The organism is Azospirillum aestuarii (assembly GCF_016632405.1).
GTDB classification, from domain to species: Bacteria; Pseudomonadota; Alphaproteobacteria; order Azospirillales; family Azospirillaceae; genus Azospirillum; species Azospirillum aestuarii.
Map to the genome: position 1 here is coordinate 50,398 of NZ_JAEPIV010000014.1, position 20,640 is coordinate 71,037.

The 20,640-nt window shown below is 65.9% G+C and carries 21 protein-coding genes; 11 read left to right on the top strand and 10 right to left on the bottom strand.

What is annotated here, in order from left to right; translation table 11 throughout:
• The first annotated feature begins 129 nt into the window (after window positions 1-129).
• The 4 genes from JJL56_RS21285 to JJL56_RS21300 all read left to right on the top strand — a co-directional run bounded on the left by JJL56_RS21285 (window position 130) and on the right by JJL56_RS21300 (window position 4,169).
• On the top strand, window positions 130-759 hold the full coding sequence (locus tag JJL56_RS21285; protein WP_200486185.1) for an isochorismatase family protein: 630 nt from the start codon (window positions 130-132) through the stop codon (window positions 757-759).
• 102 nt (window positions 760-861) lie between these two features.
• Entirely contained in the window at window positions 862-2,262 is a 1,401-nt protein-coding gene (locus JJL56_RS21290; protein ID WP_247891174.1) for an amidase, read from the top strand.
• Between the two features lie 34 nt (window positions 2,263-2,296).
• Window positions 2,297-3,580 carry an amidase gene (locus JJL56_RS21295; protein ID WP_200486186.1) on the top strand — a complete coding sequence of 428 codons (1,284 nt, stop codon included), beginning with the start codon at window positions 2,297-2,299 and terminating at the stop codon, window positions 3,578-3,580.
• Between the two features lie 91 nt (window positions 3,581-3,671).
• Window positions 3,672-4,169, top strand: coding sequence for a GFA family protein (locus JJL56_RS21300; RefSeq protein WP_145624835.1), 498 nt, complete (start codon window positions 3,672-3,674; stop codon window positions 4,167-4,169).
• Between the two features lie 19 nt (window positions 4,170-4,188).
• Here the strand turns inward: JJL56_RS21300 and JJL56_RS21305 are convergent, their stop codons facing one another.
• Both JJL56_RS21305 and JJL56_RS21310 read right to left on the bottom strand, forming a co-directional pair.
• Window positions 4,189-4,962, bottom strand: a complete 774-nt coding sequence (locus JJL56_RS21305; protein ID WP_200486187.1) for an ABC transporter permease — start codon at window positions 4,960-4,962, stop codon at window positions 4,189-4,191.
• The gene (locus JJL56_RS21310; RefSeq protein WP_145624834.1) at window positions 4,959-5,885 is read right to left on the bottom strand and encodes an ABC transporter ATP-binding protein; all 927 of its coding nucleotides are present in this window, start codon (window positions 5,883-5,885) and stop codon (window positions 4,959-4,961) included. The genes JJL56_RS21305 and JJL56_RS21310 overlap by 4 nt, the downstream gene beginning before the upstream one ends.
• 226 nt (window positions 5,886-6,111) lie before the next feature.
• On the opposite strand from JJL56_RS21310, the gene JJL56_RS21315 reads away from it, so the two are divergent.
• Entirely contained in the window at window positions 6,112-6,807 is a 696-nt protein-coding gene (locus JJL56_RS21315) for an HD domain-containing protein (RefSeq protein ID WP_145624833.1), read from the top strand.
• A gap of 189 nt (window positions 6,808-6,996) precedes the next feature.
• Window positions 6,997-8,919 carry an O-linked N-acetylglucosamine transferase, SPINDLY family protein gene (locus JJL56_RS21320; protein WP_200486188.1) on the top strand — a complete coding sequence of 641 codons (1,923 nt, stop codon included), beginning with the start codon at window positions 6,997-6,999 and terminating at the stop codon, window positions 8,917-8,919.
• Between the two features lie 105 nt (window positions 8,920-9,024).
• On the opposite strand, the gene JJL56_RS21325 is transcribed toward JJL56_RS21320, so the two are convergent.
• Window positions 9,025-9,219, bottom strand: coding sequence for a hypothetical protein (locus JJL56_RS21325; protein ID WP_145624830.1), 195 nt, complete (start codon window positions 9,217-9,219; stop codon window positions 9,025-9,027).
• Window positions 9,220-9,468: 249 nt separating this feature from the next.
• Here JJL56_RS21325 and JJL56_RS21330 point away from each other — a divergent pair, with 249 nt between their 5' ends.
• Window positions 9,469-10,077: a helix-turn-helix domain-containing protein gene (locus JJL56_RS21330; RefSeq protein ID WP_145624829.1), complete on the top strand. Its 609-nt coding sequence runs from the start codon at window positions 9,469-9,471 to the stop codon at window positions 10,075-10,077.
• A gap of 101 nt (window positions 10,078-10,178) precedes the next feature.
• The gene (locus JJL56_RS21335; RefSeq protein WP_200486189.1) at window positions 10,179-11,219 is read left to right on the top strand and encodes a DUF808 domain-containing protein; all 1,041 of its coding nucleotides are present in this window, start codon (window positions 10,179-10,181) and stop codon (window positions 11,217-11,219) included.
• 205 nt (window positions 11,220-11,424) lie between these two features.
• Here JJL56_RS21335 and JJL56_RS21340 read toward each other — a convergent pair whose 3' ends face one another.
• The 3 genes from JJL56_RS21340 to JJL56_RS21350 all read right to left on the bottom strand — a co-directional run bounded on the left by JJL56_RS21340 (window position 11,425) and on the right by JJL56_RS21350 (window position 14,373).
• Window positions 11,425-12,702: a TRAP transporter large permease gene (locus JJL56_RS21340; protein ID WP_145624827.1), complete on the bottom strand. Its 1,278-nt coding sequence runs from the start codon at window positions 12,700-12,702 to the stop codon at window positions 11,425-11,427.
• Window positions 12,699-13,217: a TRAP transporter small permease gene (locus JJL56_RS21345; RefSeq protein WP_145624826.1), complete on the bottom strand. Its 519-nt coding sequence runs from the start codon at window positions 13,215-13,217 to the stop codon at window positions 12,699-12,701. Before JJL56_RS21345 ends, JJL56_RS21340 begins: the two co-directional genes overlap by 4 nt.
• 172 nt (window positions 13,218-13,389) lie before the next feature.
• Complete coding sequence (locus tag JJL56_RS21350) at window positions 13,390-14,373, bottom strand: C4-dicarboxylate TRAP transporter substrate-binding protein (RefSeq protein ID WP_145624824.1); 984 nt, start codon at window positions 14,371-14,373, stop codon at window positions 13,390-13,392.
• 184 nt (window positions 14,374-14,557) lie between these two features.
• Here JJL56_RS21350 and JJL56_RS21355 point away from each other — a divergent pair, with 184 nt between their 5' ends.
• Complete coding sequence (locus tag JJL56_RS21355; protein WP_145624823.1) at window positions 14,558-15,277, top strand: GntR family transcriptional regulator; 720 nt, start codon at window positions 14,558-14,560, stop codon at window positions 15,275-15,277.
• A 42-nt stretch (window positions 15,278-15,319) separates the two neighbouring features.
• On the top strand, window positions 15,320-15,586 hold the full coding sequence (locus tag JJL56_RS21360; protein WP_200486190.1) for a hypothetical protein: 267 nt from the start codon (window positions 15,320-15,322) through the stop codon (window positions 15,584-15,586).
• Between the two features lie 81 nt (window positions 15,587-15,667).
• Here JJL56_RS21360 and JJL56_RS21365 read toward each other — a convergent pair whose 3' ends face one another.
• The 3 genes from JJL56_RS21365 to JJL56_RS21375 all read right to left on the bottom strand — a co-directional run bounded on the left by JJL56_RS21365 (window position 15,668) and on the right by JJL56_RS21375 (window position 19,043).
• On the bottom strand, window positions 15,668-16,954 hold the full coding sequence (locus JJL56_RS21365) for an MFS transporter (protein ID WP_145624821.1): 1,287 nt from the start codon (window positions 16,952-16,954) through the stop codon (window positions 15,668-15,670).
• A 306-nt stretch (window positions 16,955-17,260) separates the two neighbouring features.
• A complete protein-coding gene (locus JJL56_RS21370) occupies window positions 17,261-18,151 on the bottom strand; it encodes a LysR family transcriptional regulator (RefSeq protein ID WP_186452880.1) in 891 nt (296 codons plus the stop codon).
• A gap of 211 nt (window positions 18,152-18,362) precedes the next feature.
• Window positions 18,363-19,043 (bottom strand): hypothetical protein, encoded by a 681-nt coding sequence (locus JJL56_RS21375; RefSeq protein WP_200486191.1) that lies wholly within the window; start codon window positions 19,041-19,043, stop codon window positions 18,363-18,365.
• A 250-nt stretch (window positions 19,044-19,293) separates the two neighbouring features.
• Here JJL56_RS21375 and JJL56_RS21380 point away from each other — a divergent pair, with 250 nt between their 5' ends.
• Window positions 19,294-19,950, top strand: a complete 657-nt coding sequence (locus JJL56_RS21380) for a calcium-binding protein (RefSeq protein WP_145624815.1) — start codon at window positions 19,294-19,296, stop codon at window positions 19,948-19,950.
• A gap of 133 nt (window positions 19,951-20,083) precedes the next feature.
• Here JJL56_RS21380 and JJL56_RS21385 read toward each other — a convergent pair whose 3' ends face one another.
• Complete coding sequence (locus JJL56_RS21385) at window positions 20,084-20,566, bottom strand: Lrp/AsnC family transcriptional regulator (protein WP_200486192.1); 483 nt, start codon at window positions 20,564-20,566, stop codon at window positions 20,084-20,086.
• Window positions 20,567-20,640 lie beyond the last annotated feature (74 nt).

Sequence of the window (20,640 nt, forward strand, 5' to 3'; positions counted from 1 at the left end):
CTGCGCAAAAGGCGGGCAGAGGCGGGTTTGAAATGGTGAAACTATGGACTTTGAATGCAAAAAAACCTCGTTGTATGCTGGTTGGGCGCCCGTGATGCGGCGCAGCAGCGGAAGAAGGAACCTCCTGAAATGAGCGATCTTTCCATCTACGACCGCCAGGGCATCGGCAAGCCGCTCGGCTTCGGCCGCAAGTGCGCCCTCCTCATCATCGACTTCCAGATCGGTTTCACGCGCGAGGACGCCTTCGGCGGCTTCAACATCAACAGCGCCATCACCGCCACGGGAAAGTTGCTCGGACATGTCCGCCCGCTGGGCATGCCGATCGCCCACGCCTGCTTCATCGCGCCGGAGGCTGCGGGCGGTATCGGCCCGTTCGGCGAGAAGATTCCGTCGCTGCTGACCCTGACCGCCGATTCCCCCGACGTCGCCTTCGCTCCGGAGGTCGCACCGCTGCCCAACGAGTTCATCGTGCGCAAGCAGCACGCCTCGGCCTTCTTCGGCACCGCCCTGTCGTCCTGGCTGCGGGCGAACGCGGTCGACACGCTGCTGGTCACCGGCTGCACGACCTCGGGCTGCGTGCGGGCCAGCGTGATCGACGCCTCCGCCCACGGGCTGCGCCCGATCATCGTGGAGGAGTGCGTCGGTGACCGGGCGGAGGAGCCGCACCGCGCCAACCTGTTCGACATGGGCAAGAAATACGCCGACGTGATGCCGCTGGACGCGGTCATCTCCCATCTGGCGCTGGCGGACGCCGCCTGACCCGGCGGTTCCATCCCTAAGCGCAACGAAGCGACCTCAACAGGCCGTCGCCGGAGCAGTTCGTCCGAAGCCATCCGGCACGCGAGCGGAAAGCAGCAACGCATGTCCGATCTTTCGACAACGCATCCGGTCCGGTCCGGCGGCGGCAGTCCCTCCATGCCCGGCCCCAGCGAGGCGGAAACCCGTGCCCGCCTCGCCCGCATCGAGAGCCTGAACCCGATCGTCAACGCCCTCCTGACGGTGGACGCCGACGGGGCGATCCGCCGGGCGCAGGCGCAGGACGAGGCACGGGCGGCAGGGGATTGGCCCGGCCTGCTCGACGGGGTGACGGTCACCGTCAAGGACTGCTTCGACCTGGCCGGGGAGACGACCAGCTACGGCTCCTCCACCCGCTTCGCCCGGCTGGGGCAACAAGACGCCCCGCTGATCCGCCGCCTGCGCAACGCCGGCGCCATCCTGGTCGGGCGCAACAACCTGTCCGAATTCTGCCTGGGCTCGACGAACCAGAACGAGCATCACGGCCCCTGCCGGAATCCCTGGGACACCGGCCGCGTGCCCGGCGGGTCGAGCGGCGGGTCGGCGGCGTCGGTCGCCGCCGGGCTGTGCCGGGTGTCCATCGGCACCGACACCGGCGGCTCCATCCGCATCCCGGCGGCTCTCTGCGGGGTGGTCGGGCTGCGGCCCAGCGTCGGCCGGGTGTCCAACGTCGGCGTGATTCCGTGCAGCGTCGATTTTGACACCGTCGGCCCGCTGGCCTACTCGGTCGCCGATGTGGCGCGCGCCTTCGCCGCCATCGCCGGCTACGACCCGGAAGACCCCAATTCGGCGGAGGTCCCACTCGGCAATTTCCTGCCGGACTTGAAGACGGGGATCGCCGGTGTGCGCATCGGGCTGCCGCGCAACTTCTTCTTCGACAATCTCCAGCCCGCGGTGGCGGAGCGGGTGCGCGCGGCGGCGGCGGTGCTGGAGAGGGAAGGTGCCGTTCTGGTCGACATCACCATCGAGGATGCCGAGGTGGCACAGGCCCGCACCGCCTTCTCGCTGCTCGTCGCCGACATGGCGCAATACCACCTCGACAAGATGGAGACGGCGCCCGAATCCATCGGGCCGGAGGTGCTGCGCCGCCTGCAGCTCGGCCTGCCGGTGTCCGGTGTGCAATACGCGGAATCGCGGCGTTGGCTGGCCTCCTGGAAGCTGCGGTTCCGCAAGCTGTTCGAGCGGGTGGACCTGATCCTCACCCCGACCACCCCCATCGTGGCGCCGCGCATCTACGACAGCGCCGACATGATCGAGGCGACGCGGGCGGTCAGCCGCTTCACCTACGGCTTCGGCGCGCTCGGCCTGCCCGCCATGTCGGTGCCCTGCGGCTTCGACGGCGACGGGATGCCGGTGGGCATGCAGATCGTCGGGTGCTGGTTCGACGAGCCGCTGGTCTTCCGCGCCGGGGCGGCCTTCCAGGCGGCGACCGACCACCACCGCCAGCGCCCCGCCCTGCCCGCCTGATGCCTCCCGCCTGATTTCCCGAAAAGGACCCGCCATGGAACCGTTCGAACTCACGGCCAGCGAGGCCGCCCGCGCCATCCGCGACGGCCGCCTGACCAGCGAGGCGCTGGTCCGCTCCTGCCTGGAGCGGATCAAGGCTCGCGATCCGGAGGTGCGCGCCTGGATCACCGTCGATCCCGCCCTGGCGCTGGCCGCCGCGCGGGAGGCCGACAAGCGCCCCGCCGCCGGCCCGCTGCACGGCCTGCCCTTCGGCGTGAAGGACGTGATCGACACCGCCGACCTGCCGACCACCCAGAATTCGCCGATCTTCCAGGGTCACAGGCCCGCCCGCGATGCCGCCTGCGTGTCCATCGCGCGCAGCGCCGGGGGAATCCTGCTGGGCAAGACCGACACGGTGGAGTTCGCCTCCGGCGGGCGCAAGGCGGCGACGCGCAACCCGGTCAACCCCGCCCACACGCCGGGCGGCTCCTCCTCCGGGTCGGGGGCGGCGGTCGGCGACCGGCATGTGCCGCTGGCCTTCGGCACCCAGACCGGCGGCTCGCACATCCGGCCCGCCGCCTTCAACGGCATTTACGGCTTCAAGCCGACCTGGGGCGTGGTCAGCCGCGAGGGGATGAAGCACTACGCGGTGTCCCTCGACACACTCGGCTGGTACGGGCGTTCGGTCGCCGACCTCGCGCTGATGGCCGAGGCGTTTCAGCTGGACGGCATGGGTGCGACTCCGCCGGTCACCCTGGCGGGCCTGCGCGTCGGGCTCTGCCGCTCCCCCGTCTGGTCGCACATCGAGCCGGCGGGCGAGGCGGCGCTGCTGCTCGCCGCCCGGCGGCTTGAGGAGGCCGGCGCGGTGGTCGTGCCCTTCGAGCTGCCGGACGAATTCTCGACCCTGGCCGAGGTGCAGGACGTGATCCGCCGCGGCGAGGGGCGGGCCTCCTTCCTCGACCTATACATCAGCGACCGCCACCGGCTGCATCCCGAACTGGCCGACCATTGCGAGCACAACCGCGGCATCACCCCGCGCACCCTGGCCGAGGCCTACGACGTCGCCGACAGCTGCCGGCCGCGCTTCACCGCCCTGTTCGAGTCCATCGACGTGATCCTGACCCCGCCCGCGCCGGGCGAGGCGCCGGAGGGGCTTCACACCACGGGCGACCACATCTTCAACTCGATCTGGACGGTGCTGCACGTCCCCTGCCTCGCCATGCCCTGCGGCCACGGGCCGCGCGGGCTTCCGGTGGGGGTGCAGCTGGTGGCGCCGCGTTTCCAGGACGCCGCCCTGCTGGCGATGGCCGAGGCCATGGCCCCGGTGGTCGACGTCTGAGGGCCGCGTCCCCCGGAAACTTTCCCGGACCGGGAGGGTTGGACGGGTGCGGCGCCGCAGACGGGCGCCCGAGCATCGGAGGAGAGGACGGATGAAGCTCGACGGGTCCTGCCACTGCGGCGCGGTGCGTTTCTCGGTGGACGCCTACGCGCCGGTTCCCTACCTGCGCTGCTACTGCTCGATCTGCCGCAAGACGGCGGGCGGGGGCGGCTACGCCATCAATCTGGGGGCCAATGCCGACACGCTGGAGGTGACGGGGGCGGAGCACATCTCCGTCTTCCACGCCCGCATCGACGGCCGGGAAAGCCCCGGCGAGCGGCGCTTCTGCGCGCGCTGCGGCTCCGCCCTGTGGGTGAGCGACCCGCGCTGGCCGGAGCTGGTCCACCCCTTCGCCAGCGCCATCGACAGCCCCCTGCCGGAGGCACCGGCCCACGTCCACATGATGCTGGGGTCGAAGGCCGACTGGGTCCCGGTCCAGGCCGGACCGGGGGACGAACAAAGCGACGACTACCCGCCGGAATCGCTGGAGGAGTGGCACCGCGCCCACGGGATGCTGGATGAAGGTAAAAAAATGGAGGGCGGGGCGTGAGCCCCGCCCTCCGGACCGGTCAGTTCTTCAGCTTGTAGCCGGTGCGGAAGATCCACCAGACCGCCGTCAGGCAGAGCGCCAGGAACAGCGCGGTCATGGCGAGGCTGATCCCCACCGGCACGTCGGCCTGTCCGTAGAAGCTCCAGCGGAAGCCGCTGACCAGATAGACGACCGGGTTGAACAGGGTGATCTTCTGCCACAGCGGCGGCAGCATGCTGATCGAGTAGAAGCTGCCGCCGAGGAAGGCCAGCGGCGTGATGACCAGGATCGGCACGATCTGCAGCTTCTCCCAGCCGTCCGCCCAGACGCCCAGGATGAAGCCGAACAGGCTGAATGTGACCGAGGTCAGCACCAGGAAGGCGACCATCCAGAACGGGTGCTGGATCGAGTAATCGACGAACAGCCGGGCGGTCAGCAGAATCAGCACGCCGAGGACGATCGACTTGGTCGCTGCCGCCCCGACATAGCCGAGCACCGTCTCGAAGGCCGAGATCGGAGCCGACAGCACCTCGTAGATCGTCCCGGAATAGCGCGGCATGTAGATGCCGAAGGAAGCGTTGGACACGCTTTCCGTCAGCACCGACATCATGACGAGGCCGGGCACCAGGAAGGCGCCGTAGCTCACCCCGTCCACCGCCGTGAAGCGCCCGCCGATGGCCGCCCCGAAGACGATGAAGTAGAGCGAGGTCGAGATGACCGGCGCCGCGATGCTCTGGAACAGGGTGCGCCAGGTGCGGGCCAGCTCGAACAGGTAGATGGCCTTGACCGCATGAAGGTTGATGGGGGAGGTCATGCCCGCTCCTTCACAAGGCTGACGAAGATCTCCTCGAGGGAGCTTTCCTCGGTGTGCAGGTTCGTGAAATCGATGCCGTGGTCGCCCAGCTTGCGGAGAAGCCGGGCGATGCCCGTCTGGTCGTCCTGCGTGTCGAAGCTGTAAACCAACTCCCGCCCGTCGCCGGACAGGGTCAGGGGGTAGCCGGCCAGCTCCGCCGGGATGGACTCCAGCGGGTTCTGGAGTTGCAGGGTCAGAAGCCGCTTGCCGAGCTTGCGCATCAGCGCGGCCTTGTCCTCGACCAGGACGATGCGGCCGTTGGAGATGACGCCGATGCTGTCGGCCATCTCCTCTGCCTCCTCGATGTAGTGGGTGGTCAGGATGATGGTCACGCCGCTGTCGCGCAGGTGCCCGATCATCTCCCACATGCCCCGGCGAAGCTCCACGTCCACCCCGGCGGTCGGCTCGTCGAGGAAGAGGATGCGCGGCTCATGCGACAGGGCCTTGGCGATCATCACGCGGCGCTTCATGCCGCCGGACAGCGCCATGACCTTGCTGTCCTTCTTGTTCCAGAGGGACAGGTCCTTCAGCACCTTCTCGATGTGGGCGGGATCGGGCGGCTTGCCGAACAGCCCGCGGCTGAAGCTGACGGTGGCCCAGACGCTCTCGAACGCCTCGGTCGTCAGCTCCTGCGGGACGAGGCCGATCAGCGAGCGCGCGGCGCGCCAGTCGCGCACGATGTCGTGCCCGTCGACCGTCACGGTGCCCGCGGTGGCGTTGACGATGCCGCAGACGGTGCTGATGAGCGTCGTCTTGCCGGCCCCGTTCGGTCCCAGCAGGGCGAAGATCTCGCCGCGGCGGATGTCGAGATCGATCCCTTTCAGCGCCTGGAAGCCGGTGGCGTAGGTCTTTTCCAGCCCACGCACCTGAATGATCGGCTGCATGTCCCCCCTCTGCCTGTCGGTCGGCCCGTTCCGGGCGGGCGTCACCTTAACGGCGGGACGGCCCGCGGTCATCGGGCATTCGGCGCGACGCAACCATTCCGGATGAGGGGGGCCTGATTTGGGAGTCCCGATTCGGGGTGAGGGACACCCGCCCACAAATGATTTCGGGACAACAGCCCTGCCCATCCCCATATTATGTAAAAAGCACGATAGAGGACGAGCGCTCATGCCGAAAGATGTTGTGCTCAGCGATGTCGATGTTTGGGAAAGCTCCATCACCACATGGCTGCGTGCCAACGTGGCCGAGGACCCGGCACACGATGTCGACCATCTTCTTCGCGTCTGGCGCACCGCCAAGGCCCTGGCCGCGGCGGAGGCCGAACGGGACGGCGGGCCGTCGTCCGAGACGCTGGCCGACATGCTCGTCGTGCTGGCCGCGGCCCTGCTCCACGACATCGTGAACGTGCCCAAGGACCATCCGGACCGCAGCCGCGCCTCCCGCCTGTCGGCGGACCGGGCGGAGGAGGTCCTGCGCGGCATGGGCTTCCCGGACGCGCTGATCCCCGCCACCCGCCACGCCATCGAGGCGCACAGCTACTCCGCCGGCATCCCGCCGCTGACCGTGGAGGCGAAGCTGGTCCAGGACGCCGACCGGCTGGAAAGCCTGGGGGCCATCGGCATCGCCCGCTGCTTCGCCACCTCCGGCCTGATGAAGCGGGCGCTGTTCCACGGCGAAGACCCGATGGCCGAGGGCCGCCCGCTGGACGACCTGCAATACGCGCTGGACCATTTCAAGGCGAAGCTGCTGCTGCTTCCCAACACCATGCAGACCCCGGCGGGCCGGGCGCGGGCGCAGGAACGCGCCGCCTTCCTGCTGTCCTTCCAGGTCCAGCTTCTGGCGGAGATCGCCGGGGACGCCTGAAGGTCCCGGCACGGCCTGCGTGTAAAGGCAGGCCCGACGACAACGCTCTCCTCCCCGGGGCGGCGTCGCGTTAGCATAACCTAATGGAGCGTTCCGCGCTGACGGTGCGGCTCTTGCGGACCGGGCCGCGGCAATCGCGGCGCGGCTTGGTCTGTTGTGCGAAACGACGCTATTCGGGTTGCATTGACCATGAACAAGAACAGGCATTCCGGCGGCCCTTCCGCGCCGGACATGCGCAAACTGTCGGACGCTCTCGCTTTGGCCCAAAAAGGCGAACTGGGACGCGCCGTCGCGTTGTTCGAACAGGCGACCAGGGGCGCCGCCTTGACCCCGCAGATCGCGGGGTTCGGACGGGACCTCCAGGCGGCGGTCGGCAACGCCGCCTTCGGAAGCCAGCGCTACGACGACGCCTTGATCGCGTTCGAGCGGGCGCGCCACTACGATCCACATCACCCCGGAATCCTGCTCAACATCGGCAACACGCTGTTCAGGATGGGAGCCCACGACCGCGCCGCCGGGACGCTCGAACAGGCGCGGTCGCTGCACCCGGCAAGTCCGGACACGCTGCTCAGCCTCTCGGCGGCGCTGTTCCAGTTGGGACGCCTCGCGGAGGCGGAGCGTCTGGCCCGTCAGGCGGCGGCGGTGGCGCCGAGCGCGCCCGCGGTGTGGTTCAACTTGGGGACCGCCCTCAAAGGGCAGGACAAGCTGGCCACCGCCGCGGAAGCCTACCGCCGCGCTTTGAGGATCGCGCCGCAGAATCCGACCGCGGCGGTCGGGCTGATCCAGACGAAGCAGCGATCCTGCGACTGGTCCTCCTTCGACGACGACGCGGCCATGCTGGAGGCCATCGCGTCGCAGGGTGTGCCGGTCCAGGCCTCCATGATGCTGTCCCACCGCGTGTCCGCCCGGTCGCTCCTGGCCGCGGCGCAGGCGCACGCGCGGACGATCCGGTCGAAGCCGGTGCGGCTGAAGACGAAGCCCGGCAAGGCGGACGTCGCGACCATCGCCTATCTGTCGAACGACTTCCGCCAGCATCCGGTCGCGCAGCTGCTGGCCGAGGTGCTGGCGCTGCACGACCGGTCGCGTTTCCGCGTGCTCGCCTACAGCTACGGCCCGGACGAAGACGGCGTCGAGCGCCGCCGCATCCGCGAAGGCGTCGACCGCTTCATCGACATCGGCTCCCTGACCGCGGAGGCCGCCGCCGAAACGATCCGGCGGGACGGCGTCGACATCCTGATCGACCTCAAGGGCTACACCGGCCACCCGCGGCCGCACATCCTCGCCGCCCGGCCGGCACCGGTGCAGGTCCAGTTCCTGGGCTATCCGGGCACCATGGGCGCGCCCTGGATCGACTACATCGTCGCCGATCCCATCGCCCTGCCGCCGGAACTGGAGGATGGCTTCACCGAGGCGGTCGCGCGGATGCCGCGCTGCTTCCTGCCGCGGGACCGCCGGTACGAGGTTCCACCGCCGCCGCCACGGTCGGCCTGCGGTCTCCCGGCGGATGGCTTCGTGCTCGCCTGCTTCAACAACGCCTACAAGATCACGCCCGAGATCTGGGCCGTCTGGATGGCCCTGCTGCACAAAATACCCGACGCGGTGCTGTGGTTTGCCCGGACGACCGCGGAGACTGAGCAGAACCTGCTCCAAGCGGCCCGATCAGCGGGGGTTGCAACGGATCGCGTCGTCTTCGCGCCCTGGGCGCCGACCCTGGAGGATCATTTGTCCCGTCTCCAGAACGCCGACCTGATGCTGGACACCTTGCACTACGGTGCCCACACGACGGCGAGCGATGCGCTGTGGGCCGGGCTCCCGGTGGTGACGTGCCTGGGCCACACGTTGCAATCGCGCATCGCCGCCAGCCTGCTCCACACCGCGGGCCTGCCGGACTTCGTGAGGGAGTCTCTGGCGGGTTATGAAGACACCGCTCTTCATTGGGCGAACAACCGCGCCGCTCTGGAAGCCGTTCGGAAGAGGCTGCGCGCCGAGCGCGACGGCGGGCCGCTGTTCGACATGAACGCCTACACGCGCTCGCTGGATCAGGCGCTGCTGACGATGCTGGACCGACAGCGCAGAGGCTTGCCGCCGGCGACGTTCACGGTCGTCGGGTAAAACGACGGGCGAAACGAAAAAGGACCGCTCCGGAGGAGTCGGTCCTTTTTTCCGGCCCGGATGGGCGGGCCGCCGCGTCGAGGGGCCGGAAGGCCCTGGCGCCGGTCATTCGCGCATCAGCGTCGGCAGGTCGAGCGTCGAGGTGCCGGCCGCCGGGGCGAAGGTGCCGGACGACACAGCCTGGTATACGATGTACAGCGGGGTGGCCGAGATCCAAGCGCTGGCGAACTCCGTAACACCCTTGGCAATGGTCGACAGAAGGCCGTCGTGGTGGCTGTGATGGGCGGAAGCGTAAGCCATGATGTGTCTCCTCTTTGCTGATGGGGTTATTGTGCCGTGGCATACCCAATACCAGAAGCGCTATGCCCGCAGAGCAGCAAGACCGAAAAATTACAGCTTCCTCAAGCGTTTAGGATCAAAACAGTCGGTCTGCCGAACCAAAATTTTGGATACTCCGGTATGACTTCACCCACATGATTGCGTATGTGTTTGTCGGAGAATCGCGTATTCTCCCATCATTACCCCTGGAGATAATCTGGAGAGCCGTCTGTGCCGGTGCATGAGTGGCCGCAGATCGTGCGCGCGTTACGAAGGCTGCACGGCCTGACCGCCGCGCAGTTCGCCGTCATGCTGGCCACCACCGAGGAAACCGTCGCCCGCTGGGAATCCGGCGCCACCCTGCCCGACCCGCGGGAGCAGGCGTTGTTGCGCGATGTGCTGACCGGCCATTTCCGGCACCACCCCACCTTCCTCGGCCTGAAGGCGATGGTGCGGAGCATGGGCGAGAAATGCACCCTCTACACACCTGGGCTGATCGCCCAGGCCGTGTCACCGCCGCTGGCCCGATGGATCGAGCGGCACCGCTTCGACATCGTCGGCTCCTCCCTGCTGCCGCGCATCGACGGTCAGACCGCCGAGATGATGGAGCGCTACGCCCTGCCCATGCTGGATGGAACGAACGACGTCCTGTCCGTCACCTACAACGACCGGGCCGTGGCCTGCCGCAACGCCGTCATCAACCGGCGACTGAGCGTCGTCCCGGTGGACGGCGTGCGCGTCCTCGTGCTGGTGGACCGCGTGCTCTACCTGGACGACGGCCATGACACGCCGGACCCGGATGTCCACATGCTCACCGCCGACGAACTGGCCGACGGCTGATGGCTGACGGCGACCGGGGCTGACCGCCCTTCCGAAGATCCGGCTTGCTCCCGGCCGCGTTGTCTGCTCCATGGACGCCGGTACGGAGGGGAGCCAAGGCTTTGAGCACGGGACTGATCGCGTTGCTGGACGATGTGGCCGGGTTGGCGAAAGTTGCCGCCGCCTCGCTGGACGATGCCGCCGGACAGGCGGCGCGGGCGGGGGCCAAGGCCGCCGGAGTGGTGGTGGACGACGCCGCGGTGACGCCGCGCTACATGGTCGGCTTCACCGCCGACCGCGAACTGCCGATCATCGGCAAGATCGCGCTGGGTTCGCTGAAGAACAAGCTGGTGTTTCTGCTGCCCCTGGCGCTGGCGCTCAGCCTCGTGGCGCCCTGGGCGATCACGCCGCTGCTGATGCTGGGCGGCGGCTTCCTCTGCTACGAGGGAGCGGAGAAGGTGTGGGAGGCGCTGCGCCCACACGCGGCGCATCATGCTGCCGAGGGATTGGACGCTGCGGAGCAGAACGCCGCGCAGTTCGAGCGGGAGAAGGTCAACAGCGCCATCAAGACCGACCTGATCCTATCGGCGGAGATCATGGCCATCGTCCTGTCCACGGTCGCCGCCGAAACCTCATCCTTCTGGATGCAGGCCGCCGTCCTTGCCATCGTCGGGGTGGGCATCACGGCGCTGGTCTATGGCGCGGTGGCGCTGATCGTGAAGGCGGACGACGCGGGTCTGTCGCTGGCGCAGAACGGGCGCCCGGCGGCCAGCCTCCTGGGGCTGCGCAGCCCCTCCTCCAGTGCGCCGGGCGGCGCCGACCGGGCGCTCGCCCCGGTGACGCAGGCGATCGGGCGCGGTCTGGTCAAGGGAATGCCGGTCTTCCTGAAACTGCTGGCGCTGGTCGGCACCGCCGCCATGCTGTGGGTGGGCGGCGGCATCGTCATCCATGGGTTGGAAGGCTTTGGCCTGACCGCGGTCGGGCACGCGATCCACGGTGTCGCCGTGGCGGCGGGAGAGGCCGTGCCGGCGGCGAAGGCCGCGGTGGAATGGCTGGTCGGGGCGGCGGGGGCCGGGGTGTTCGGGCTGCTGCTGGGCGCCCTGCTGATCCCCCTGGTGCACAAGGTGATCGAGCCGCTCTGGGGCATGGTGAGGGGCAAATAGAGCGTCTGGAAGCGCCAAGGGGCGGCCCTGCCCGGACCGCCCCTTGGCGTTTGCCCTTCACACGCGGCCCTACCCCGTTTCCACAATGACAAGGACGCTCCATGGACGGGGCTTGGTGTGCCCGGACCGGCCGTGGGTCCGCCGAGAGATCGGAGCGCCGTATATTAATATATCAGCACCCCGTCCCTTGGCAAGCCTCCTGCCCTCACATCAGCATGTTCGGCAGGAACAGCACCAGCCCCGGCCACAGCGCCAACACGGCGACCAAAGCGATGACGGTGCCGACGAAGGGCAACGACTCGACGATGTATTCTTCCACCGGGCAGTCGAGCAGGCTGCACACCGTGTACATCGCCACACCCACCGGCGGCGTCATCGAGCCCAGCGTTACGATGGTCATCATCAGGATGCCGAAATGCACCGGATCGACGCCCAGCGGCGTCACGATGGGCAGGAAGATCGGCGTCAGCAACAGGACCAGCACCGTGCTTTCGACGAACAGGCCGGCGATGAACAGGAAGATCAGGATCAGCGCGACCACCAGCAGCGGGTTGGTGGTGAGTTGGGTCATCGCCTCGGCGATGGTCTGGGGCGCCTGCTCGAAGATAATGGCGTAACCGACCATGCCCGAGAACAGGATGATGAGCATGATCAGGCCGGTGTCCACCACCGCTTCCTGAAGCGCCTCGGCCACCGCGGCCCAGGTCAGCTCCCGGTGCAGCAGGAAGCCGACCACCGCGGCGTAGACGACGGCGAAGGCGCCGACCTCCGACGGGGTGAACAGGCCGCCGCGGATGGCGAACAGCAGAGCCACCGGGAACAGCAGCGCCCATTTCGCGTCGGCCATCGCCCGGCCTACGGCACGCAGGGTCGGACGCTCCGCCATCTCCGGACGATAGCCGCGCCGCTTGGCGATCAGCCAGACGGTCAGCATCAGCCCGGCCATCATCAGCAGACCCGGAATGACGCCGGCCAGGAACAGCCGGCCGATCGACACGTTGCCGACGAAACCGTAGAGGATCAGCCCCAGGCTGGGCGGGATGGTCGCGGTGATCAGCGAGCCGACCGCGATGACCGCCGAGGTGAAGCCCTTCGAATAGCCGCGGGCGATCAGGCTGGGGCCGAGGATGCGGGCCTCCATCGCGGCGTCGGCCACCGCCGAACCGGAGACGCCGCCCATCAGCGTGGACAGCACGATGCAGACCTGCGCCAGCCCGCCGGACATCCAGGAGACCAGCACATTGGAGCAGTTGATCAGGCGGCTGGTGATGCCCGTCCGGTTCATCATGTGCCCGGCGAGCACGAAGAAGGGCACGGCCAGCAGCGGGAAGCTCTGCGAGGCCGAGGCGACCTGCTGCACCCCGATGGACATCGGAATGATGTCGTTCGTGGCGAAGAAGGAGAAGCCGGCGATGCCGATGGCGAAGGCGATCGGAAGCCCGAAGGCCATCAGCGCGAAGAAGGTGACGGCAAGCAGGGTCACGGCACGACCTCCTCGATGTCGCCGGCCTTGGGAGCCGGCGCGAAGACCGGTTTGGGGTGGCTGCGCAGCCCGCGCAGGGTGTCCAGGATCTGCCCGGTCAGCGTGATCGCCAGCAGCAGGCAGCCCACCGGCACCGCCGATGTCACGAAGGCGTAGCTGATGCCGCTGTCGCCGAACTGGCGCTCCAGATTCAGCATGGTCAGGCGGTAGCCCATCACCGTCATGGTGAGGAGGAAGGCGAGGACCAGCACGCCCAGAACGACATCCAGCAGGGCCCGGCTGGAGTCCGGCAGGCGCTTCACCAGATAGTCGATGCCGATGTGGGCGCGCTTGCGCAGCGCCATGTCGGCGCCGAGGAAGGCGACCCAGACGAACAGAAGCTGCGCCACGTCCACCGACCAGACCAGGGGATGGCCGAACCAGCGCATGACGCCGGCGGCGAAGACGAGCAGCACGATGGCAGCGAGGAGAAGCATCGCCAGGAAGGCTTCCCCCTTGTGAAACAAGGACGACATGATGGCGGTCCCTTGATGGCGGAAGGTGACGGCAGGCAGCGTTGATCTTGGAAGGGACTGCCCCCACCCCGGCCCTCCCCCGCTGTCGCAGGGGAGGGAGAATTTGTCCCCTCCCCTGCGACAGCGGGGAGGGTCAGGGAGGGGGCAAGCTCAGCGCGAACCGATCCCCGCCTCAGTTCTGCAGCAGCTTTTCCACTTCCTTGTGGAGTTCGGCGTAGCCCAGCTTCTCGTAGACCGGCGCGGTGGCCTTGCGGAACGGGGTCACGTCGATCTCCTCGATCGTCATGCCCTTGTCCTTCATCTGCTTCTCGAAATCGGCGAGCGACGCCTGGGTGGCGCGCGACGCGCTGTCGCCGGCCTTCAGCGCCTCTTCCTTCAGGATCGTCTGCTGCTCCGGCGGCAGCTTGTCGAACCAGGCGGCGCTGGTGACGATGCCGGTGATCAGGTTGATGTGGCCGGTCTTGGTGACGTGGTTGGTCACCTCGTACAGACGGGAACCGAAGCTGGCCGGGTGCTGCGCCTCGACGCCGTCGATCACCTTCTGCTGAAGGCCGGTGTAGACCTCCGACCAGCCCATCGGGGTCGGGGTGGCGCCCATGGCGCGGATCGTCTCCATCCACACCGGAGCGCCCGGCGTGCGCATGCGGATGCCGGCGAGGTCTTCCGGCCCCTTCACCGGCTTGTTGGTCAGCAGGTGCCGTTCGCCCTGCCACCAGTTGAAGGACAGGACCTGATGACCCGACGCCTTGCGCAGCTTGTCCGACCACTGGTCGAACATCGGCGAGGTGACGACCTTGCGGATGCCGTCGTAGCCCTGGGCGAGGTACGGGCCGCCCAGAACGCCGAACTCCTTCACGAAGACGGCGAGACGCCCGCCGTCCACGACCACCGCGACTCCGGCCCCGGCGCGGGCCTGCTCCAGCACGTCCTCATCCTTGCCGAGCTGCGAGCCGGGAAACAGGCGGACGGCCATCTTGCCGCCGGACCGCGCCTCGACGCTCTTCTTGAACTCTTCCAGCCCCTTATAGAGCGGGTCCTGCTGGGCCAGCGCCGTGTTGACGCTGAGCGTGTAGTCGGCGGCCAGCGCGCCGCCGGCGACGGTGGCCAGCGCAAAGCCGAGGGCGGCCACGCGCCAGGTGCGGGTGATGATGCTCATGTTTCCTCCCTTTGAGGACAACGCCTCTTGCACGGAGGCGATTGTTCGGTACGCGACTGGTATGGTAGTATACAAGAATGGTGTTGTCCATGGGCTTGCGTACGACGCAGGATGAATCCGCCGCCCAGGATCGTCCGGGCGGGCACCGGCGGGGCGGACGGAAAGAAGAAAGGATGGGAGGAGCATGTTGAGGAGGATCGAGCCGGATTCGGCGGAGCCCGTGGCGCGCCGCGTTTTTCGGGAGTTGCGCCACGCCATCGTGACGATGCAGTTCCAGCCCGGCCAGCCGCTGTCCGAACAGGAGGTGGCGGGCCAGCTTGGGGTCAGCCGCCAGCCGGTGCGCGAGGCCTTCATCAAGTTGAGCGAGTCCGGGCTGGTGGTCATCCGCCCACAGCGCGGCACCTTCGTGGTGAAAATCTCGGCCAAGCAGGTGATGGACGCCCGCTTCGTCCGCGAGGCGGTGGAGCGGGCCGTGGCCCGCAAGGCCGGCGAGGGTTTGCCAGCCCGCACCGTCGCGGAGCTGGAGGCCAACCTGAAGGCGCAGCGGGAAGCCGCCAAGAGCACCAACCCGGCGTCCTTTCTGGAGTTGGACGAAGCCTTCCACCGCACCATCGCGCTCGGGGTGGACTGCGAATACGCCTGGCGCGTGGTGGAGGAGACCAAGGCCCAGATGGACCGGGTGCGCTACCTCAGCCTGCCGCAGGCGACCCCGCTGGACCGGCTGATTTCCCAGCACGAGCAGATCGTCGAGGGCATCCGCGCCCGCTGTCCCGACGCCGCCGAGGCGGCCATGCGCCTGCATCTGCGCGAGATCCTGAACTCCCTGCCCGAGCTGGCCCGGCGCTTCCCCGACCTGTTCGACAGCGAGTCCGCTCCGGCGGAGCCGATCGCCGAATCCGCGTGAACGCTGGAATCACAGCGCTGCAAGAGAATCAATGGCAGCGCTGTGAAGAGCGCTGCGAATACTTGGATCATCGAAGCATCGCCCTATAACAGCGCTGTGTTGCGCTGCAATATCGCTATGGAAGGCATGCGAATTGCGCGGCTTGTCTTTAAACCGTGCGGTGCGAACATTGGCTCAGCACAAAAACGGGGCCTGCCCGCCCCCGCCGAAGCCAATTGGAGCCTTGCCATGAAAACCCACATCATCGCCCGCCTCGTGATCGTCAGCGGCTTCGCCCTCGCCTCCCTGCTGACCGCCGCCATCCAGTAAACCCGTCGTCCAAATGAAAAGGGCCGCGCGGGCCGGGCCTTCCCGGATCGCGCGGCCCTTGGATACGAAAAGACGTCCGGGTCAATCGGCGTGGGCGCCGCTCGGCATCGCCGGGGGCGTGACCTTGTTCCGGCCCCACTGGCCGAGAACCACCAGCACCACGATGAAGGCCGTGATGTCGAAGACCGACAGGCAGACGAACAGCGGCTCGTAACCGATCGTGCTGGCGAGCTGGCCGATGATCAACGAGAAGATCATGCCGCCCATGTAGCCGGCCATGCCGCCGAAGCCGGTCGCCGTGGCGACGTCCTGCTTCTCGAAGGTGTCGGTGACCAGGGCGTAGAGCAGGCTCGACAGCATCTGGTGCGCGAAGGCGCCGACCGAGAACAGGAAGATGGCGGTGATCGGGCTGCTGGTCAGGCCGATCAGGGCCGGGCCGATCATGCACACCGCGCCGATGCCGATGCCGGCGATGCGCGAGTTGACCAGTGACATGCGGAAGCGCTTGGCGAAGAAGGGCGACAGGTAGCCGCTGAGGACGCAGCCGATGTCGGCGAACAGGAAGGGCAGCCAGGCGAACAGCGCGAACTGCTTGATGTCCATGCCGCGGGTGCTGACCATGTAGAGCGGAATCCAGAAGCTGAAGGTCTGCCACGCCGGCTCGGTCAGGAAGCGGGCGGCGGCGATGCCCCAGAACTTGCGCATGGTGACGACGCGCTTCATCGAGGGCTTGGGAAGCTGGACCTGCTCCTGGCCGTCCAGGATGTAGGCGTGCTCCTCCTTGGTCAGGCGCGGGTGGTTCTCCGGGTTGCGGTACAGCGCCAGCCACAGCATCGACAGGCCGACGCCCAGCAGGCCGGTGACGACGAAGGCGATCTGCCAGCTCCAGGTCACGGACAGCCAGATCACCAGCGGCGGGGCGATCATGGCGCCGACGGAGCTGCCGGTGTTGAACCAGCCCGTGGCGATGGAGCGCTCCTTGGCCGGGAACCACAGGGTGGCGGTCTTGGCGCCCGACGGCATGGCCGCCGCCTCGCTGATGCCCAGCAGGCCGCGGAAGAAGGCCATCGACTGCCAGCCGCCGGAGAAGGCGTGCAAGGCCGCGGCACTGCCCCAGACGAAGGCGAACATCGCGTAGCCGAATTTCAGGCCGATGAGGTCCGTCACATAGCCGGCGATCGGCTGCATCAGGCTGTAGCAGAGCTGGAACACGCTGACGATGTAGGAATACTGCTCCGTCGAGAAGTGCAGTTCTTCCTTGAGCATCGGCGCCAGGATGCCCAGCGTGTTGCGGTCGATGTAGTTGATGATCGTCCCCAGCATGATGAGCGCCAGGACTTTCCATCTCAGGCCACGCACTATCTTCATGACTTCCTCACTTGCCTGTTCATCGGCAGGCATGGGCGCACGCCTTTCCCTTCCGGGAATTTCCTGGCGATTGCAATTATTGGGTGGGGCCCAGGGGCTTGAAGGCTGACACGCGGTGGGCTCCGCATGCGTTGCATATATTAATATATCAGTTTAGCGCGCAAGCGCTAAGTCGGCCGCTCCACCATGACCGACACTATGTCGCATACCAGATGGCAGGAAAAACAATGGGGCACGGCCCTAAAACAAAGGGGCACGGCCCTGTCCGGCGCCGCGCCCCTCCTTTGCCAACCCGCTGATCGGGAATTAGAACTGGCTCTCCGCAACCTTCTTGACCAGAAAGTCGCGGAAGACCGCGATGCGCTTGGAATGGCGCAGTTCCTCCGGATAGACGAAGAAAGCGTCCACCTTCGACCCGGACTGGTCCGGCAGCACTCGCACAATATCGTTCAGGCCGGTCACCAGATAGTCGGGCAGCGAGCCGACGCCCAGCCCGCTCTCCACGGCGCGGAAGATCGCGTACAGGTTGTTGACCTGAAGAACGGTCCGGTCGCGGGCCACCGCATCGGTCACCAGATCGCGCAGCCAATGGGTGTTCGCGAAAGGCGGGCGCAGCTCCTGCGGATAGGTCACCAGATCGTGCGAGGCGAGATCGGCCACCGTCTGCGGCTCTCCCTTGCGGTCCAGGTAACGGCGGTGCGCGTAGAGGTGCGAGCGGAAGGTCATCAGGTGCCGCTGGATCAGGTCCGGCTGGCGCGGCGGGCTGACGCGGATCGCCACGTCGGCCTCGCGCATGCCCAGATCCAGCTCCGTGTCGGTGATGAGCAGGGTGAGCTGGATGTCCGGGTAGAGCGCAAGGAATTCCCCGATGCGCGGAGTCAGCCAGGTCGAGCCGAAGGCGGCCGTGGCCGTCACCTTCAGCGGTCCCTTGGCGGCGTCCTTGCTCTCGCTCAGCATCGCCTGGGTCATCGACAGCTTCGCGAAGATGTCGCGCGCCGCGTGATTCAGCAACTCGCCCTGCTCGGTCAGGATCAGCCCGCGGGCGTGCCGGTGAAACAGCGGTACGCCGAGGCTGTCCTCCAGCGCGCTGATCTGCCGGCTGACCGCCGATTGGCTGAGGTTGAGGGCCTCGCCCGCGTGGGTGAAGCTGCCGGCCTCGGCCACAGCGTGGAACACCCGCAACTTGTCCCAGTCCATCATCCCGTCCTGCTTCCCATGCCTTCGCCTGTCGGTCGGGGTCTGTCAGCGGGAAATTTCGCCGAGCGCCCCTGTTCCAATACTCTTTATGGCAAAAAGCGGCGCAGGTCTTCCATCGCGAACGTCATGAGCGGTCCGGGCGACCGGATGTTGAACGTATTGAATGCGGGATTACGGCCGACGGACCACGGTTGTCACAGCGCACAAAGGCTCACATGGACGCGATGTCCTTTTCCGCCGTGTCCTTCAACAGCTGATCGAAGCTTTCGGACTTGAAGCCCAGAGCGCTGAGCTTGTCCCCCGCCGCGCGTTCCGAGTCGGTCCGCGCCATCTTGTTCAAGGCGAATTCCGCCGTCAGCTTTATGCTGGTTCCTCCGCCTTCTGGTTGGCTCATCAACGAGCTGCGCTCCCACATCGAGCTTCGCAACTCGTTTGTGATCGCCACAGCCTGATCCAGGCGTGATGACGAATTTGCCGTTTTATCAATAGCGGACAGTCGCGCCTCAATGCTTTCCGAAAGTGTTCTGATCTTCTTCTGTTTGTCGGTTTCCTGCCCGGCACCCGCTTCGGCAGCGCCCTTCCAGAAGGTCTGGCTGCGCGATTCCTTCAGTTTTCCCGAAAGCGCGTCGTTCATTTCATCAGACGACATTTGCCCCGACGAAACGAAGAGACCCAATGCGCTTCTATCATTGCTGGATAGCTTGCCGAACAATGAAAGCGCATCGCCTTTTAAAGCTAATGCCAACGGACTTAGTGATACTTGATCAGTCTTCGTATTTCCAACCACCGCCACATCATCTTTAGATTTCTCAGATACTGCCTTGTTCATTGCCGTTTTGTGCTGCGTTGATGGTAAGGGAGCAGCGTTGTTAAAGGAGATTTGAGAATTCATTATTACCTCCGATTTTGATTCACTCCACCAATCAAGCGAAATGGATCAGCCCATAGCACTTCACAGAATATCTGTACTCGATGAAATTATCAACAAAATAAAATAGTTAGATTGCGAAGTGATGCGCATACGTTAATATGCTTCGTTAGATAACTAAGGTTAGTGGTAATATAATCAAAATTGCAACGTTCGTGATTTATAGTTTATAGATTTTCGTTTTCTCTCTAACAAAAACAAGAAGGATAATGATATGGGTACATATGTACTTTCAACTGGAAACGATTACTGGGTCTCGCCGAATCCGAGCGAGCAGGTAAATGTTTATGCGGGTGAAGGAAACGACACCGTTGGCGGGGGAAATCTGGACGATTACCTGGATGGCGGTAACGGCAACGACGATTTGTATGGGTTCAACGGAAATGATTTTTTGAACGGACTTGCCGGCTCCGATTATCTGGTCGGCGGAGCTGGGAACGATACCTTGTTAGGTGGCGATGGTTGGGATTATCTCTATGGAGGCGATGGAGACGATGTCCTGAACGGTGGGGCCTGCGCCGGTTCCGGTGGTGTAATTGGCATGGACGAGCTTTATGGCGGAGCCGGCAACGACGTCTATCTCCACTACAACAATGATGGTGGAGTTTCCGCTATTTCTGATAGCTCAGGGACAGCGGATCGGGTAATTTTCAATGATGCCACCATTTATGACTTGGAGTTTTATGTTACCGGAACAAGGTTGACGATTACTACGTCGGCTGACTACGCAGATGGATATAACAACAACGGCGTCGAGATTTACAACTTCTTTGGCGTGAGCAATGGGTATCTCACCCACGGCTCCGGGGAGGTCGAGTATCTTCAGGTTGGAAACTCCGCTTACAGCATATGGGGTCTCCTGTTCGGGTAAAATCCGGCATCGAGCTTGCGGGATCTGCGCAAAGTCAGCGCCGATCCCGCATTGCCGTGAACAAAAAATGATGAACGGCAATTTTCAGATTGGGCTTCGAGCACTCAAGACTGAAATCCGTCGTGTTTTTATTTCACTCTGCCAAGTGCCCCAGCGGCAGGGCCGTGCGGTAGCGCACCTGCTTCAACGCGAAGCTCGACCGGATGTTGGCGACTCCGGAAATCCGCGTCAGATGCTCCTTGAGAAAGCGCTCGTAGCTGGCGAGGTCGGGGACCACCACGCGCAGCAGGTAATCCGCATCGCCGGTCATCAGATAGCATTCCATCACCTCCGGCAGCGCCATCACGGCGGCCTCAAAGGCGTCGATCCGCTCCTCCACCTGCCGTTCCAGGCTGACGCTGACGAAGACGTTCACCGGCAGATCGACCGCGGCGGGATCGACCAAGGCGACATGGCGGGCGATGACGCCCGCCTCCTCCAGCGCCTTGACGCGACGCAGGCAGGGGGACGGCGACAGGCCGACGCGCTCCGCCAGTTCGTTGTTGGGCATCCGCCCGTCCTGCTGGAGCAGGGCCAGAATCTTCCGGTCGATGCGATCGAGTTTGATTTTTGGCATTTCATGCTGCCATTTGCTGTTCTGCGCAATCCAAAGCTAAACCGACCGGCTTTCCGGCGCCACTTTGCAAACTC

Coding starts and splice junctions, on each gene's coding strand:
- JJL56_RS21285 (WP_200486185.1), top strand. CDS start 130: ATGAGCGATCTTTCCATCTACGACCGCCAGGGCATCGGCAAGCCGCTC.
- JJL56_RS21290 (WP_247891174.1), top strand. CDS start 862: ATGTCCGATCTTTCGACAACGCATCCGGTCCGGTCCGGCGGCGGCAGT.
- JJL56_RS21295 (WP_200486186.1), top strand. CDS start 2,297: ATGGAACCGTTCGAACTCACGGCCAGCGAGGCCGCCCGCGCCATCCGC.
- JJL56_RS21300 (WP_145624835.1), top strand. CDS start 3,672: ATGAAGCTCGACGGGTCCTGCCACTGCGGCGCGGTGCGTTTCTCGGTG.
- JJL56_RS21305 (WP_200486187.1), bottom strand. CDS start 4,962: ATGACCTCCCCCATCAACCTTCATGCGGTCAAGGCCATCTACCTGTTC.
- JJL56_RS21310 (WP_145624834.1), bottom strand. CDS start 5,885: ATGCAGCCGATCATTCAGGTGCGTGGGCTGGAAAAGACCTACGCCACC.
- JJL56_RS21315 (WP_145624833.1), top strand. CDS start 6,112: ATGCCGAAAGATGTTGTGCTCAGCGATGTCGATGTTTGGGAAAGCTCC.
- JJL56_RS21320 (WP_200486188.1), top strand. CDS start 6,997: ATGAACAAGAACAGGCATTCCGGCGGCCCTTCCGCGCCGGACATGCGC.
- JJL56_RS21325 (WP_145624830.1), bottom strand. CDS start 9,219: ATGGCTTACGCTTCCGCCCATCACAGCCACCACGACGGCCTTCTGTCG.
- JJL56_RS21345 (WP_145624826.1), bottom strand. CDS start 13,217: ATGTCGTCCTTGTTTCACAAGGGGGAAGCCTTCCTGGCGATGCTTCTC.
- JJL56_RS21350 (WP_145624824.1), bottom strand. CDS start 14,373: ATGAGCATCATCACCCGCACCTGGCGCGTGGCCGCCCTCGGCTTTGCG.
- JJL56_RS21355 (WP_145624823.1), top strand. CDS start 14,558: ATGTTGAGGAGGATCGAGCCGGATTCGGCGGAGCCCGTGGCGCGCCGC.
- JJL56_RS21365 (WP_145624821.1), bottom strand. CDS start 16,954: ATGAAGATAGTGCGTGGCCTGAGATGGAAAGTCCTGGCGCTCATCATG.
- JJL56_RS21370 (WP_186452880.1), bottom strand. CDS start 18,151: ATGGACTGGGACAAGTTGCGGGTGTTCCACGCTGTGGCCGAGGCCGGC.
- JJL56_RS21375 (WP_200486191.1), bottom strand. CDS start 19,043: ATGAATTCTCAAATCTCCTTTAACAACGCTGCTCCCTTACCATCAACG.
- JJL56_RS21380 (WP_145624815.1), top strand. CDS start 19,294: ATGGGTACATATGTACTTTCAACTGGAAACGATTACTGGGTCTCGCCG.
- JJL56_RS21385 (WP_200486192.1), bottom strand. CDS start 20,566: ATGCCAAAAATCAAACTCGATCGCATCGACCGGAAGATTCTGGCCCTG.